We start from the raw sequence: 16,064 nt of genomic DNA on the forward strand, positions 1-16,064 counted from the left end.
CTCATCCCTCTTTTCCGATTATCGGTTTAAATTGCACAATTGGAACATCACCTAACCCTGAGGTAAAGACAGCTTGAATTGGCATTCCTACTTTTAAAAAATCAGAATCATAATTGATGATGTTTGAGATCATTCTAGGGCCTTCTTTTAATTGAACAATGGCAACTACATAGGGAATTTTATCTTTGAAAGCTACATGATAGGCTCGGTGGTACTCCACCCAGCTATATACAGTCCCCTCACCAGATAAAGCAGTCCAGTCAACTTGATCGGATAAGCAATTGGGGCAATGGTTCGCAGGTGGTAAAAAAGTATGTGCACATTCATTACATTTGTTTGCAGTTAAACGTCCTTCACCTAACGCATCATAAAATGGTTTATTGCTTTCTGTAATAACAGGGAATAGTTCATTTAAAATATTGTCTAAACTCATCTACCATCACCTCCCAAGAATCATTGTCGAATGTGTTGTCATAACGCCGCCTTGGTTACTCACTACGCCTAACCGAGCATTAGGAACCTGTCGTTCTCCGCATTCACCTCGGAGCTGCCTGACACCTTCTATTATTAACTGCAACCCAGGCATACCCGTTTCGGATAAAAGTCCACCTGAGGTATTCACAGGCAAGGAGCCCCCTAATTCAATACGGCCATTTTCAACAAATGAACCGCCCTCTCCCTTTTCGCAAAAACCATAGTCTTCTAAAGTAATTAAATTTACAATGGAAAAGCAATCATAGATTTGGGCAAAATCCATATCTTGTGGTCTTAATCCAGCCATTTCAAACGCCATTCGACCTGATTCTTTAGCCCCACTAACGGTGATTTCTTCCCTTAACTCAATATCCCATGAAGGATGAGACTGTCCAAGACCTAGGATGGTAACAGGATTTTTGATTCCTAAATTTCTAGCATTTTCTAAGCTTGTAACAATTACAGCTGCACCGCCATCAGACACCAGGCAGCAATCGTATAAATGCAAGGGTTTTGCAATAAACTTACTATTTTGATGGTCTTCAATGGAGATGACCTTCCTGCTTTGAGCATTAGGATTTAGTGAAGCATGTTTATGTGCCGCGACTGCGATCGCACCTAGCTGCTCACTTTTTGTACCATATAAATCCATGTGCCGTTGTGCAATCATTCCGTATGCTGGTGGTGTGCCAAACCAACCATATAACCCATCATTTCCCCAAGGATGTGTGTAAGCATTTCTTGATCCAGTTAACGGATTATCTGCGAAGGAAATAACTGCTGTTGTACACTGACCTAATTCCATTGAAGTGATTGCATATTGGATTAAATTGATATTGGTTGCTCCTCCCATATCAATAACACCTGATACTTTTGGTACAATACCCACCGCTTGAGCCACTTGTGTACTGTACATCATCGAGTGATTTGAGGTTGGATATTTACATAAGACTGCATCAATTTCAGATTTATTTATTCCACAATCTTCGATTGCATTTTTGATTGCTTCTACATTCATTTCGAGGGTAGTACGGCCAGGATGTTTTCCAAACTTTGTATGACCAACCCCGATGATGCAATACTTTTCCGAAATAGAGCCCATCATTATTCCTCCAGTACGTTATATCACTTTCTTTTCTATTAACTCCTCAAGTGTTTCCATTGTTATTCCTAACAAGCCATGGTAAACCTCCATGTTATGTTCACCAAGCTGTGCTGCTGGGACAATATCCAAATCATTTTGACTTTGAAGACGTATCGGATTACCAGGGACAGATATTTTCCCATGAACTGGGTGTTCAATATCATTAATCATTTTACTAATTCGGTAATGTTCATCATTATGAATATCCTCCAAATCTTGAACAGCAGCACATGGAACATGGTGTCTAGATAACAGCTGGAACAAGTCCCTTTTGTTAAATCCTTTCGTCCACTCCGTAATCAGTTCATCAACTTCATCAATGTTTTTGATTCGTTCAGGAATGGTAGAATATCGTGGATCATCTATAAATTCTGGTAAATTCATTACATTCATTAAATTTGCCCAGTGCTTATCATTCACACAAAATATAGCGATATGACCATCTATTGTTGGGTATACATTATAGGGAGCCTCGGCAAGACCGCTGTGACGGTTTCCTGTTCGTGGAGGTGGCTGTTTATGTCCAAAATAATAGCCTAAACTAGATGCAAGTGACGGATATACGGCATCAAACATCGAGACTTCGACACGGTCACCCTCGCCAGTTTTCGCCTTTTTATAGAGAGCAGTCATAACACCGCCAAACAAATGGATTCCACCTGTAAAGTCTGCGATTGCCGGGCCGGATTTTACTGGCGGCCGATCTGCAAAACCAGTAATACTCATGATTCCAGATAATGCTTGAATGGTTAAATCCATCGCAGGTAAATCTTTATAAGGTCCACTGCCGCCAAAACCGGTGCTAGATGCATAGATGATCGATGGATTAGCCTCTTTTAATTTTTCATAACTAAATCCTAGACGGTCCATGACACCATAAGCAAAATTCTCGATGACCACATCAACTTTCTTCACTAGCTCAAAAAAAAGTTTTTTTCCCTTTTCATCTTTTAAATTTAACGTGATGCATTTTTTATTGTTATTTAGCATGAGGAATGGAAACTGTGCACCTTCTTTTCCTAACCGTTTTCGAAGGTGCTCTCCTCCATTTACCGGTTCCAGCTTAATGACTTCAGCCCCTAAGTATGCCAATAAAAGCGTACAGTAAGGCGCATTATAAATCTGCCCAAGGTCTAGAACTGTAACACCCTCTAAAGGTTTTCCCATAAAAACACCACCTAAAAATATTTCACTCTTTGATGCTGGAAATCACATACATTTTTTAAATAATTTCTTTGTCTATCAAATTATCAATCTGTTCTTGGCTGTAGCCTAGAACATTTTTTAAGAATTCTTCTGAATATTCCCCCAAAAAAGGTGCTGGGAACACCCGCTCTTCATTAGTCCGTGACATTTTGATTGGATTTCCCGGTGCTTTGTAAGACCCATATGTTGCATCAACATCTACAATCATTTTGCGGGCAAGGACTTGTTCATCTTCCATTACTTGATCAAGTGTTGAAACAGTTGCACATGGGACATCCATTTTATCCAATATTTTTCTCCATTCAACTGCTGTTTTTTCTAAAAACACTTTTTCTAGAATACTCTCTAACTCCTTTCGATGATCTCTTCGCCCAATAGGATGATTAAAACGCTCATCTATGGCAAGTTCAGGGAGTTCCATTGCTTCTACTAATCCGAGAAAAAAGTGTTCTCGATGTGCGACAACTACGATATACCCCTCCTTCGTTTCAAACATCCTATAAACAGACGCAGATGGATGTCCAGTACCATGTGGCTTTGGAATCTCCAACGAAGTATGATAATCAGTTAGTTGATAGGCTAATAATGAAATCTGTCCATCTAATAAGGACGTATCGATATGCTGCCCAATCCCACTCTTTTCTCTTTCATATAGCGCGGCAAGAATACCAGTAATGCTACACATTCCACCGCCCAAATCCCCGATTGGAAGCCCCATTCTGACAGGGGGCTCACCTGGATTTCCGGTTAAACTCATCCCGCCGCCTAATGCTTGAATAATTAAATCATATCCTGGTTTATTCTTATATGGTCCTGTAGCTCCATACGCAGAAAGGGAGCATGAAATGATCCGAGGATTAATGCCAGCGAGTGTTTGATAGTCAATTTGTAAGCGCTCTCTTACACCTGGCCGGAAATTATCAAACACTACATCAGATTTACGCACGCAATCATAAAAGATCTCTCTACCTGTTTCTGATTTTAAGTTCAGGCGGATACTCCGTTTTTGTCGATTCATGGCAACAAAATAGGAACCTTGATCACCAACCATTGGTGAGGGGATTTCACGTGCCTGATCCCCTTTAAACGGCTCTATTTTAATCACCTCTGCACCCAGGTCAGCCATTAAAAGGGTTGCATAAGGACCCGAAACAGCTTGTGTTAAATCGAGAACTCTCACTCCTGTTAAAGGACCAGGCATAAAACTCCCTCCTTGTCATCTAGTTACCTGTAAAATTAGGTTTCCTTTTTTCCGCAAATGCTTTAGGACCTTCTATGGCATCTTCTGTTCCTCTCAAATAGCTCTCAAATAACTGCTCCATCCGCAATCCATCTTGAAGCGATAAATATTGTGATTTAACAGCCAATTCTTTAACTGCTCTCACAGCTAGCGGCGCATTTTCTACAATTTGCTTTGCATAATCCAATGCGCGCTCCATCAAATTCTCTTGAGGAACAATTTCATTTATCAGACCATATCGTAATGCTTCTTCAGCAGAGATTGTACGTCCTGTCATTAATAAGTCCATTGCAACCGGATATGGTAATTGGCGTAAAGCCCTTTGTGTTCCACCATTTGCGGGAATGAGTCCACGTTTTACTTCAGAAAGCCCAAATGTGGCATTAGGTGTTGCTACACGTATATCTGTCGCTAATAACAATGTGACACCACCGCCGAGACAATACCCATTAACGGCAGCAATAATCGGTTTCCACACCTCTAAACCTCTATTTAAAAGCTGATCTTTTTGGGTAAGAAACAATTCCCATTTTTCAGGTCTTTTTGTCACGGTTTTCTTTAAATCAGCCCCAGCAGTAAACGATCTTGTTCCAGCACCCGTAATGACTGCAGCCCAAATCTCTGGATTATTTCTGACTTCAATCCAGGCATCAGACAATTCTTTATAGGTTTCAGGATCCATTGCATTCATAACCTCAGGCCGGTTGATGGTTATGGTTGCAATTCGATTTTGAACTTCAAAAAGTAACGCCATTTACTAGTTACCTTCTTTCTCCTAAAAGATTTCTGGCAATAACCATTCGGTGAACCTCAGAAGGACCCTCTCCAATTCTCTTAATCCTTAATTCTCTGAACCAACGCTCGAATGGGAATTCTTTACTAACACCCATTCCACCAAAAATTTGCACACAGCGGTCTACGACACGGTTAGCAACTTCTGTTGCATATAATTTGGCAATCGAAGCTTCATTTTTGAATGGCTCACCACGATCTGCCTTCCAAGCCGCTTCCCAAGTCAACCATCTGGCTGCTTTTATCTCAACCTCAGAATCAGCAATCATCCATTGTATAGCTTGTTTGTCAGCTAGAGGTGTTTTAAAGGTTACTCTTTGCTTCGTATACTCAACTGCCATTTTCAATGCCGCTACAGCAATACCGATACATCCGGCAGCATATGGAATTCTCCCTTTTGTCAGCCAATGCTCTGCTAATTTAAAACCCTGGCCTTCTTCACCTAATTGGTTTTCAAGTGGAATCTCACAATTATCAAACACCAATTCTTTTGGGTACCAAGAGCGGATAACGGGAATTGGTTTATAAGAGAAGCCCGGAGCATCAATTTCTACGAGAAAGGCTGTGATCCCATTTCTACCTTCGGATGTTCGAGCATAAACGACACCCCAATCAGCAAATTCCACTGCAGAAATAAAAATTTTACTTCCATTCAAAATCCACTTATTTCCATCTCTAACTGCTTTTGTTTCAATTGCACGAGCAGGATCCGACCCGCCGCTTGGTTCTGTAATCCCCACAAACCCAGATCCGCCTTTTTGAATCGTTGGAACAGCAAATCTTTCAATTTGGTCTGGGGTTCCTTTAAAGATTACATTTGGTAACTCAAAGCCAAATGCTCCTCCTGCAGCGTTATATGCACCCATCCGATGCTGAGAAGCCTCCTCAGCAATAATCGTTTGAGCGAAAATACTTAAATCTGCACCACCGTATTTTTCAGGAGCATCCACATACCAAATTCCCAGCTCTCTGCCTAACTGTTGAACTTCTTTTTGTATATCTTCCGGAAAAAATGGTGCATCTAAATCTATTAATTGTTCTCTTGGGAGAATTTCTTTTTTAATAAACTTTCTAACATTATCACGCAGCATTTCCATCTCATCTGATAAAACAAAGCCTTCACTCATCAATTTCTCCTCCTAGTTATCTGAGTAGTATTTATTTCATTCAAACCTCTTCTAATCTAATTCATAAAATGTATATCCATGCTCCGTTACTTTTGAATGGAACTTAATCCCATAGTCATTTTTTGCTTGCTCTTCGGTAATGAAACCACCATTTAAATCGGCTAACACTAACTCTGGTAATCTGGCAGTTGGGTCACCATATCCACCGCCGCCAGGGGAGTTGACTTCGATTGTTTCATTCTTTTTCAATGGCTGTTTGTCAATCTTTGTTTGCATAACTGGAACCATCTCACCCGTCTCCAGGTGAAACACTACCTTATTGGGAACGGAATCTTTTCCTCCTGCAATTCCAAATGGCCGGTATTTTGCGCGGTCCCCCATGATAGAAACAACCATTTGATCTGACAAAGAGCGGATGGTGTAACTTGAACCAGTGCCACCGCGATGATAACCTGCTCCAGCAGAACCTTCGCGTACTTTGAAACATTCAAACATTACTGGGTAACGATGCTCTGAGGATTCAATCGACATAAAGTTCGCCATACTTTGAGGTGTATTTCCATGAATGAGTCCATCCGTTTCCTTTGACCCTCCATATCCACCTGGGTAAGGAAAAACTCCGACGAAATATTTTTCTGTTTCTGGATGAACACCACCAATTGTCATCACTCCTGTCGTTCCAAATGTTGCAGCTGGCACTTTATCTGGGACTGCTTTTTGCAAGGCTCCGAAACATACATCAATAACACGTCCAAGAACTTCTGTGTACCCACTGACAGAGTGCGGCGGTTTAGCATAGACTAATGTTCCCTCTGGAATGTTGAATTTGATTGGCTTAAAAGTCCCTCCATTGACCGGAACGTCTGGAAATATATGTTTAATTGCGATGTGACAAGCACAAACAGTGGTAGAATAGGATAAATTCATGGGTCCAACAGTATTTGGATCGGTTCCTGTAAAATCAATCTCCATATTGGGACCAGTAACTTTTACCGAAATGCATATTTTCAATGGCTTATCAACTACACCATCATTATCCAAGTAATCTTCAAATGTATAAACTCCATCTGGAATCTCTGAAATATAAGACGCCATTTGTCTTTCAGAGCGGATAATCATTTCATCTAAGCAAGCAAGAACATTGGCCTTCTCATAACGATCAATAACTTCTAATAATCTAGATTCTCCTGTTTCTAGAGCGTTTTTCATTGCTTCAATATCACCAAGCACTTGCTCAGGTAATCTGATATTTTTCAAGAAAACTTTTAAGAGATCCTTATTTAATTTGCCTTCGTTATAAAGTTTCACAGGTGGGATTAGAATGCCTTCTTGATAGATTTCAGTTGCACTTGGTGCCCATCCGCCTGGTGTTCCACCGCCAATATCCATAAAATGCCCCGTATTTGCTAAGAAACAAAATAATTCTCCATCGTAAAAGATTGGCCGAACAAACTGAGTGTCTTGTAAATGCGTACCGCCTAGATAAGGATCATTCAACATATACACATCACCAGGCTTAAAGTCAGACACATCTTGTACAGAATTAATCACGGATTGAACGGCGAATTGCATATTTGATAGGAATACCGGGAGACCTAAACTCCCTTGAGCAATGGTTTCACCTGTCTTCGGATGATAAATACCATTTGCCATATCATTTGTTTCAGCGATGATCGGAGAAAGAGATGATTTAATAAGAATGGTATCCATCTCATTGGTAACCTGTTCTAATGATCCTTTAATTACAGCTAATGAAATATTATCTATCATTTGATTACCTCCATAATAAGGTTCCCAAGATCATCCACATAGGCAGACATATCTGGCTCTAAAATGATGGTTGTATCCTCTTGACCAAAAATCGCAGGTCCTTCAATGACTTGATTAAGAGGGAATCGATTTTTATCATAAATTGGTGTGTTATAGAATCTTCCATTAAAGTACACTTCTCTTGAAGATTTCTTCGCTTCTTCAATCGTTGTTGCGTGATGGTTTTTCATGAATGTCGTTAACTGGATTGGCTTTCTTCTTCCCGTAACAGAGACTCGTAAATTAATTAAAGTAAGTGGGATATTTGGGAGTGTATGCTTATAGAGCTTTTCGTACGTTTTTTCAAACGCTTGAATAATCGATTCTTTACTTAATGGCGGTAGTAGTGGTACTCGAATGGTGTGAATTTGACCTTCATATGACATATCAGCAAAAATTTCATTCTCAATGCCTTCTAGTTTAATTTCTTCTGCTTCCAATCTTGAATGTCCCTCTGAAATCTTTTCATCTACAACTCTATTGATTAGGTTTAAATCCCAATCACTTTGAGGTAGATTGATTGTCTGGGTAAAATCGTGTTTTACATCTGCAATGACGCAGCCTAATGCGCAAATAACACCGGGATAACATGGAATCAATGCCTTCTTCATTCCAACTTCTTTAATAAGTGAAGCGGTATGTAATGGTCCTGCTCCACCAAAGCCCACAAAAACAAAATCTCGAGGGTCATGTCCTTTTTCAATCGATAGAATTCTCATTCTTCCAGACATCGTATTATTTACGACCCGTAGAATGGCTTCTGCTGCTTCATGCAAAGATAGTCCAAGTGGTTCTGCAATTTTTTTGGTAATGATTTCCTCTGCTAATTCCTTGTTCAATGTACCATCAATACCGATCGGGTTTTCAGCGTCAATTCTTCCCAGGACAAGATTTGCGTCAGTTACCGTTGGCTCCAATCCGCCATTGTTATAGCAAACAGGACCTGGAAACGCTCCGGCACTTTGTGGACCAACCTGCAAAATTCCGCCGCGGTCAATCCAAGCAATACTTCCGCCGCCCGCCCCAATGGTATGGATGTCAATCATTGTTTTTCTTAATGGAATCCTAAAATCAAGATCAACTTGTTCAGATACTTTTGGAACACCTTCTAACACAAGTGAAACATCAAAACTAGTTCCTCCCATGTCACCGGTAATAATATTTTTATATCCGATTTGTTCGGCAATAAATGATGCCGCAATCACACCTGCTGCCGGACCTGAGCGAATAATATTGGAAGAATTTTTACCGAGTAAGTCGATATTTAATACCCCGCCATTGGATTGAATAATGGAAATAGATTTATTATATTGTGATTTGGATAGCTTCTCTTTAAGGTTTTCAGAATATTTAGAAATTAGGGGACGTAAATATCCTTCTACTACCGCAGTACTGGTTCTTTCAAACTCGTAATATTCATTAAGAATTTCAGAAGAAGGAACAATATGCCAGTTGGGATTTATTTCATTCAGGAATTGCCCTGCTTCTAGTTCATGTTTCGGATTCACATAGGAATGAAGAAATGCAACAACGACAACGTCTACATTTAAATCTAATAAGTAACCGCCAATTTTTTTCACTTCTTCTACATTTAAGGGAGTGATAACCTCTCCACGATGATTTAATCTCTCAGCAACCTCAAATCGAAGATTTCTAGGGATTAATGGATTTTGAACTCCTGACAAACCGTAAATATGCGGCCTATCTCTGCGTCCTAATTCTAAAATATCCCTAAAACCAGATGTCGTTACTAACGCTGCTTTGCAGCCTTTTCGCTGGATAATGGCATTTGTCGCAATGGTCGTACCGTGCAAAAACATTTCCAAATCACTAATCGGGATATCTCCTGCTTTTAATGCTTGGATTAATCCCTCGCTGGGATCTTTAGGTGTCGATGAAACTTTTGTTATTCTTACTTCCCCTGTTTCGATATCGATATAAAACAAATCTGTAAATGTTCCCCCTACATCCACACCGGCTAACTTTGACAATTCAATCCCTCCTACAAAATCTGATTGTAAGTGCTTTCATCTATGTGATAAGATTAATACCAACTAGTTGGCAATGGTTAACAACTTATCAACTGTTTTTTTGGTCCGCTGAATAATATATTCCCCCTTTTCATCTGAATATCGATAAGTTGGGATAGCAATATCGAGAACAAAAGAAGCTGAGCCATCTTTGCCTACGAGAGGAAACGCAATACCTGCTAATCCTTCGAACCTTTCTTGGATACTCGTTGAATATCCATTTTTCCTTATATCAGGCAATTGTGCTAAAATTTTATCGGGCTCTATTTGATAGAAATTTAACATATCCAGTACTTCTTCTTCCTTCATGAATGCCATAAATGCCTTTCCAGTAGCTCCATAAGGTAAGTCATATGGCGTACCCATTACTGGTACATACTGAATGGCATGACTGGATTGAATTCCTTCGATGAAAACAGTATGTTTGTTGCGTCTTTGACAGATATAAACAGTTTCGTCTATATCTTTAACCAAGTCTTGAATTTCTTGAAGCATGATCTGAATCGCATCAACTCTGGATTCAACTAATTTTCCTAAGTAGTATAATTCCCTGCCAAGGACGATTTTTCCTGATTCATCCTTATCTACGTATTTATGCTCTTCTAATGTTTTAACGATCTTTTCAGTTTGTGTTAAAGAGCACCCTGTAATTCTAGACAATTCTCTTACACCGACTGCATTTTCTACAGCAATTTGATTTATTATACTTATTGCCCTCTCCAGGGATTTATTTAATTCTGTCATATCATCCACAACCTTTACTGAAAATGAAATGTTTACGGGCTGCAAATTTGCACTGGTTTTGAATTTTTGAACAACTCCCCCAAAAAAGGGAACACCGTACCCTTTTTTCTTTTAAGTTTAATTTTTGTTCACTTTTTTGTCAATTTTAAATATTCGGAACAATTCTACAATTTACTAATTCCTCACTATGTCATAGTTTCAATTGAAACAATCAAAAGTTTACTCATTATATAATTTTAAAATAAAGTTTTGATCGTTTAGAAAGAGTTAACCAAAGATAAAGTCAAATGGATTCCTATTAAGTACTCCAATTTGATAGTTACGAGGAATTTCAACCACTTTTATCTTATAATGTTTATAATTTATAGTAAAATAGTTAATCATAAGGACTTATTTCATATTTATTGTCGAGGAAAGTCAGCAAATCGTTGCGAAATAAAGAGAAAATCATCGAAAATTTTATAATCGATAAAACTGATGTAGATGTAGCTCCTCCTTTCTACATGAATCTCTTAATAAATAAGTAAGAGCCATCCACAAAAGACGGCTCTTTTTTCTTAGACGGCATAACCAACACAAACAGTCTAGTTAAGCTGTCTCCACTTGGTTTCAATATTGTTTAAATACTCTCACTTTTTTTTGGATACCGGTTTTCACAATTATCCGGCATCCAACCTGATTTAATGTATTATCTTATTTGATATCTCTTTAAATATTTGTCTTATTTCACCAAATAAGCACCATCTACTGGAAGATTGATTCCACTGATGTATTCAGATTCATCTGAAGCAAGAAAGAGAGCAGCATTGGCAATATCTTTAGGTTTTGCTAACCTGCCTAATGGAATATTATCTAATAGCGTTTGTTTGTTCTTCTCAAGGTTATCATTCTCAGATCTTTTTAAAAATTTTTCCATCATTGGTGTTTCTACCAGCCCAGGACAAATACAATTAAAACGAATGTTGTCACTTCCAAAGCGAACAGCCAATGAACGGACGATATTCACTACCGCACCTTTTCCTGCTGCATAAACTGGACTAAATGGTGAAGCCTTTAAACCAGCAATGGAAGCAGTATAAATGATCGAACCTCCACCTATTTGTTTCATAATCGGAACTACATATTGTGTCGTAAAAAAGCCACTTTTTAAATTAAGATCCATGGCAAAGTTATATTCAGATTCTTCAACTTCTTCTAAATCTGAAGGACCCGGAGTACCTGCGTGATTCCATAGTACATTTATTTTCCCATTGTTGTCATAGATGTCTTCTATCACCTTTTTTATTTCAGTCATATCTAATAAATTTGTATCAAAAAAATTTGCTTCTCCGCCAGTTTCTCGAATTTGTTGAACAACTTTTTCCCCATTTTCCTTATCAAAGTCTAAAATATTGACTACGGCACCCTCTTTTGCGAAAAGTAATGCTCCTGCTTTTCCCATTCCAGACGCTGCAGCAGTAATAACTGCGACCTTTCCTTTTAACCGCATATATTCTCCTCCCAAAATTAATAGGCATTTATGAATCTTCCAGAACAACATTTTATTCTACTATCTAATACTCTCCCGAAAGTTGATTAGAGATTTAGATAGTTAAATATCATAATTATTATAATATTCTGTATTTTAATTGTATTCTTAAATCAATTTTTAGTAAAATAAATATATATTCAACAATTTCATTAAATAAACTTATAGTAAATCTTGATTGGAGGGGAAAAATGAATCTTGTTCAATTAGAATTTATAGTCGAAATAGCAAAAGTCAACAACATTTCAAAAGCATCAAATATTTTACATGTTTCACAATCAGGAATTAGTCAGTCGTTAACAAGTCTTGAAGAAGAACTCGGTGTTAAGATTTTTGATCGATCACGTTCCGGTGTTTTCCCAACTGAAGATGGAAAAATAATTATTCAAAAAGCACAAGAAATATTAAATCAAATTGAAGATCTAAAAAGTTTCAGTCAGTCCAAACACGCTAACACTCCGGTCGAAATAAAAATTTCGTTAACTCCTGGTTTTATTGTTAATATTCAGGAAGCGATTGCTTCTTTTAAAAGTGATTATCCGCATGTCAATATTGTCGTTTACGAGAATATTTCAAAACAAATTATTCAAGAAGTGATGGATAACGAGATTGATCTCGGGTTAATTGGTTTCTATAGAAACAAGTGGCAAATCGATAAGGAATTAGCATTTCAGCAATTATTCAAAACAATGGTTAAGGTCTGCGTAGGGAAGCACTCGCCATTTGCATCTAGAAAAACAATCACACACGAAGATTTAAAGAATCAGTCTATTGTGTTATATAATAGCGACGCGTTTAATAGATTTGCAAAAGTTTTTGAACAAAAGTACGGCCCATTAAATATTTTATTTCGTACGAATAATTATGAAGTAATTAAAAAAACAGTGATGGATGGAGATGCCTTCAGCCTATTTACTGATGTGTTTGCAAAAAATGATCCCGATGTAAGAAGAGGAGATATAATTCCTCTTACGTTATTAAACTTTAGCAAAGCTAATATTGATTATGGATGGATTTATAGTAAAAAAAGAGGACTAACGGACTATGCATCAGAATTAATCGAATATTTAAATCCATTCATTATAAATAAAGCACCTTCTTACTCATGAGTACTAGTTGAATGATAATTTTGAGACATGAAATGCAGTCACCCCACGAATTGTGTGACTGCATTATTAATGTTAATATTAACAACTTATCCCATATACATCCCGCCGTTTACATCAAGTACCGTACCGGTAATCCAGTTGGATGCTTGTGAAGATAGAAAAACAACGGCTTCTGCAATATCTTCCGGTTCACCCATTCGCTGTAATGGGAGCTCTGGATAACTTCCTTCTTTAATCATCTCTGTTCGAACAGGTCCTGGGGCCACTGCATTCGTATATACGTTAAATGGTGCCCCATCTTTAGCAAACCACTTAATCATGGAATGAATTCCACCTTTAGCGGCAATGTAATGCGGACCCGATAAAGAAATCCCTCCTATTTTTGCAGCAATTGAACCTATCATTACGATCTTCCCATAAGATTTCTCTTTCATTTTTGTATAAACCGCTTGGCAGCATAGAAATGTACCTTTTAAATCAACATTTAACACTTGATCCCACTCCTCAGATGAAAGGTCTTCAGCTTTTGTCGCTTTAAGGATCCCAGCACATGTCACTAAGATATCTATTTGACCAAATGTTTTTTCGGTTATTTGCACCATATTTTCAATTTCTTCTTTTTTTGTTACATCACACTTTATACCAACTACTTTACTGTTAGTTTGTGCATTAATAGTTTGTATTGTTTCCACAAGAGAAAGCACATCACACACAACAACATTTGCTCCCTCACGCGCTAAAGCTACTGCTACTGACCTGCCAATTCCCCTACCAGCCCCTGTAACGATAGCAACTTGGTTAGTTAAATTTGTTTTACCACTTATTGGTGCAGGCAATGTAACTACCTCCTCACTAAAATAAATGTTAATGAAAAATTTTTATATGAGTTCAAGATCCTCTAAAAAACTTCCAATATAACTTAATGAATTTTCAATTTGCTCAGAGAAAAACGCAAAATTTGTAAAATATCCGTGGATCATTTCTGGTACACATATATAATCAACTCGAACTCCAACTTTATCGAGCCTTTCTGAAAATTCTTTTCCCTCATCCCGGAGGACATCCTTTTCTGCGGTAATAATTAAAGACGAAGGTAGCATACTTAAATCATTGGCAGCTAAAAGATTTGCATAGCTGTTCTTCTTGTCCTCCTCATTCCTAAGATAGTGCTTGCTAAACCAAATCATCAAATCACGCTCAAGACCAAAACCATTTGCAAATTCGTGATAAGATTTAGTATTAAAACAAAAGCTTGTTACCGGATAGACAAGGACTTGTGCAGCTATGTGGGGACCATTTCGATCACTTGCCATCATTGAAACTGCTGCAGCTAGGTTTCCTCCTGCGCTATCTCCTCCAACTACTATTCTATTAATATCACCATTTATAGCGGTTCCATTCTCCTTAACCCATTGCAATGCCTTGTAGGAATCCTCTGCAGGAATAGGGAATGGATACTGAGGAGCAAGCCGATAATCGACTGAAACAACAAGAACTCCTATTCTGGAAGCAATCATTCGACAAACAGGATCTGCCGATTCTAAATCTCCGAGGACCCAACCACCTCCATGGTAATAAACAAAAATCGGAAATACACCTTTACCCTTAGGGGTATATATCCTTAATTTGATTTCTTCATTTTCACCTACCGAAACTAAGCAATCCTCCACTTTTGTAAGCTGATCCAAATTTTCATTCGAGCGAGGAAATTGCGCTAACATAGTTCTTGCTTTATTGGGATCCATCCTATGAATGCTTGGCATTTGATAAAATGCATCTAAATATTTCTTTACCTGTGGATTTAAGTGGTTCACCCCTACCAACCTCCCTTCGTTCTTATTAAAAACAGGGCCTGCAATGTACAGAGCCCCTTCTTTCAAATAGGATTCACTCAAATTTCTCTAATATTTATTCTTGTATTATGAGTAATTCTAAATCTATTAGGATCGAAATTCTCCTAACCACTGTAATACTAATTCGGGATTTGCATTTTCTTGAACTGTCCCATAAACCCAGCCTCTTACTGGAGTAAGTAAGTTCGATTTCTCCAGCCCAGCCTCTTGATCTATTCCGCTGAAATGAACAACTTCACCTTCTTTGATTACTTTAGAAGTGTAGTTCGATTTTCCATCAAACAGGAAAAAGTCTATTTTTTCTTTAATCAATAGAATTTCTTCTTCAAATTTTTCTCTTGTAGTGTCATCTTTTAACAGAATCCCTAATGCCCATTGGTAATGGGAGGCACTGTTAAAGATTGATTGATATAATTCACTTATTTTTATTTCTTGATTGGTAAAAGGAACAGATTCATCAAGAACAATTCCTGCTATTCCCGATTTTGAAAAATTACGTAAATAATCGGCTACATACATCGAAGCGCCATCGAGTTCACTTTCTCTTACTTGTAGGTCCCCATCAAAATTTTGCACTTCCTTTAACCAGTATAGCCAGTGATGTGGGGACGGAACGGCTATTGTAATTGGATAATGATCTCCATATAGATTTTTGATCCCTTCCAATACTTCTATCAGATTTATACGTGGGGCTTCTAAATTAAGAATCTTTCTTAAAGCGAAAGTCGTTTTCTTCCCTTCCCATTGATAGATAATCTCTGGGTTGTTCTTGAGATAAATCTTATAAAAGTCAATAATAGGGATACTTAATACATCCGAATTCAATAATTGCTGTGCTTTGCTATACAAAGCAAGAAACTGTGAGGGATGACTCCAAATATCATCATCAGTCTCTCCTAATATTCGTTGTGCATAAGCAATATAGTTTAACCAAACCTTACTCTCCCCCTTAACAGGGGGAGTAAGACATAACTTTGATGATGAATGCAATCGTAACTCCCCTTTCAC

14 protein-coding genes are annotated in these 16,064 nt (G+C 38.0%); 1 reads left to right on the forward strand and 13 read right to left on the reverse strand.

The window, feature by feature from the left end:
* Nucleotide 1 precedes the first annotated feature (1 nt).
* The 10 genes from M3234_RS14800 to M3234_RS14845 all read right to left on the reverse strand — a co-directional run bounded on the left by M3234_RS14800 (nucleotide 2) and on the right by M3234_RS14845 (nucleotide 12,055).
* Nucleotides 2-433, reverse strand: coding sequence for a Zn-ribbon domain-containing OB-fold protein (locus M3234_RS14800; RefSeq protein ID WP_262305459.1), 432 nt, complete (start codon nucleotides 431-433; stop codon nucleotides 2-4).
* A 6-nt stretch (nucleotides 434-439) separates the two neighbouring features.
* On the reverse strand, nucleotides 440-1,579 hold the full coding sequence (locus tag M3234_RS14805; RefSeq protein ID WP_262305460.1) for a thiolase family protein: 1,140 nt from the start codon (nucleotides 1,577-1,579) through the stop codon (nucleotides 440-442).
* Between the two features lie 15 nt (nucleotides 1,580-1,594).
* Nucleotides 1,595-2,785: a CaiB/BaiF CoA transferase family protein gene (locus M3234_RS14810; RefSeq protein WP_262305461.1), complete on the reverse strand. Its 1,191-nt coding sequence runs from the start codon at nucleotides 2,783-2,785 to the stop codon at nucleotides 1,595-1,597.
* Between the two features lie 55 nt (nucleotides 2,786-2,840).
* Nucleotides 2,841-4,025, reverse strand: a complete 1,185-nt coding sequence (locus tag M3234_RS14815) for a CaiB/BaiF CoA transferase family protein (RefSeq protein WP_262305462.1) — start codon at nucleotides 4,023-4,025, stop codon at nucleotides 2,841-2,843.
* Between the two features lie 19 nt (nucleotides 4,026-4,044).
* Complete coding sequence (locus tag M3234_RS14820) at nucleotides 4,045-4,818, reverse strand: enoyl-CoA hydratase/isomerase family protein (protein WP_262305463.1); 774 nt, start codon at nucleotides 4,816-4,818, stop codon at nucleotides 4,045-4,047.
* A 7-nt stretch (nucleotides 4,819-4,825) separates the two neighbouring features.
* On the reverse strand, nucleotides 4,826-5,983 hold the full coding sequence (locus M3234_RS14825) for an acyl-CoA dehydrogenase family protein (RefSeq protein ID WP_262305464.1): 1,158 nt from the start codon (nucleotides 5,981-5,983) through the stop codon (nucleotides 4,826-4,828).
* A gap of 51 nt (nucleotides 5,984-6,034) precedes the next feature.
* On the reverse strand, nucleotides 6,035-7,753 hold the full coding sequence (locus M3234_RS14830; protein WP_262305465.1) for a hydantoinase B/oxoprolinase family protein: 1,719 nt from the start codon (nucleotides 7,751-7,753) through the stop codon (nucleotides 6,035-6,037).
* Nucleotides 7,750-9,783 (reverse strand): hydantoinase/oxoprolinase family protein, encoded by a 2,034-nt coding sequence (locus M3234_RS14835; protein WP_262305466.1) that lies wholly within the window; start codon nucleotides 9,781-9,783, stop codon nucleotides 7,750-7,752. Before M3234_RS14835 ends, M3234_RS14830 begins: the two co-directional genes overlap by 4 nt.
* A gap of 63 nt (nucleotides 9,784-9,846) precedes the next feature.
* Nucleotides 9,847-10,566, reverse strand: coding sequence for an IclR family transcriptional regulator (locus M3234_RS14840; protein WP_262305467.1), 720 nt, complete (start codon nucleotides 10,564-10,566; stop codon nucleotides 9,847-9,849).
* 721 nt (nucleotides 10,567-11,287) lie between these two features.
* Nucleotides 11,288-12,055: an SDR family NAD(P)-dependent oxidoreductase gene (locus M3234_RS14845; RefSeq protein WP_262305468.1), complete on the reverse strand. Its 768-nt coding sequence runs from the start codon at nucleotides 12,053-12,055 to the stop codon at nucleotides 11,288-11,290.
* 230 nt (nucleotides 12,056-12,285) lie between these two features.
* On the opposite strand from M3234_RS14845, the gene M3234_RS14850 reads away from it, so the two are divergent.
* Complete coding sequence (locus tag M3234_RS14850; RefSeq protein ID WP_262305469.1) at nucleotides 12,286-13,203, forward strand: LysR family transcriptional regulator; 918 nt, start codon at nucleotides 12,286-12,288, stop codon at nucleotides 13,201-13,203.
* 86 nt (nucleotides 13,204-13,289) lie between these two features.
* Here the strand turns inward: M3234_RS14850 and M3234_RS14855 are convergent, their stop codons facing one another.
* The 3 genes from M3234_RS14855 to M3234_RS14865 all read right to left on the reverse strand — a co-directional run bounded on the left by M3234_RS14855 (nucleotide 13,290) and on the right by M3234_RS14865 (nucleotide 16,046).
* Nucleotides 13,290-14,039 carry an SDR family NAD(P)-dependent oxidoreductase gene (locus tag M3234_RS14855; protein ID WP_262305470.1) on the reverse strand — a complete coding sequence of 250 codons (750 nt, stop codon included), beginning with the start codon at nucleotides 14,037-14,039 and terminating at the stop codon, nucleotides 13,290-13,292.
* A 42-nt stretch (nucleotides 14,040-14,081) separates the two neighbouring features.
* Complete coding sequence (locus M3234_RS14860; protein WP_262305471.1) at nucleotides 14,082-15,017, reverse strand: alpha/beta hydrolase; 936 nt, start codon at nucleotides 15,015-15,017, stop codon at nucleotides 14,082-14,084.
* A 126-nt stretch (nucleotides 15,018-15,143) separates the two neighbouring features.
* On the reverse strand, nucleotides 15,144-16,046 hold the full coding sequence (locus M3234_RS14865) for a hypothetical protein (RefSeq protein ID WP_262305472.1): 903 nt from the start codon (nucleotides 16,044-16,046) through the stop codon (nucleotides 15,144-15,146).
* Nucleotides 16,047-16,064 lie beyond the last annotated feature (18 nt).

The organism is Neobacillus niacini (genome assembly GCF_023715785.1).
In the GTDB taxonomy this organism is placed as follows: Bacteria; Bacillota; Bacilli; order Bacillales; family Cytobacillaceae; genus Neobacillus; species Neobacillus niacini_E.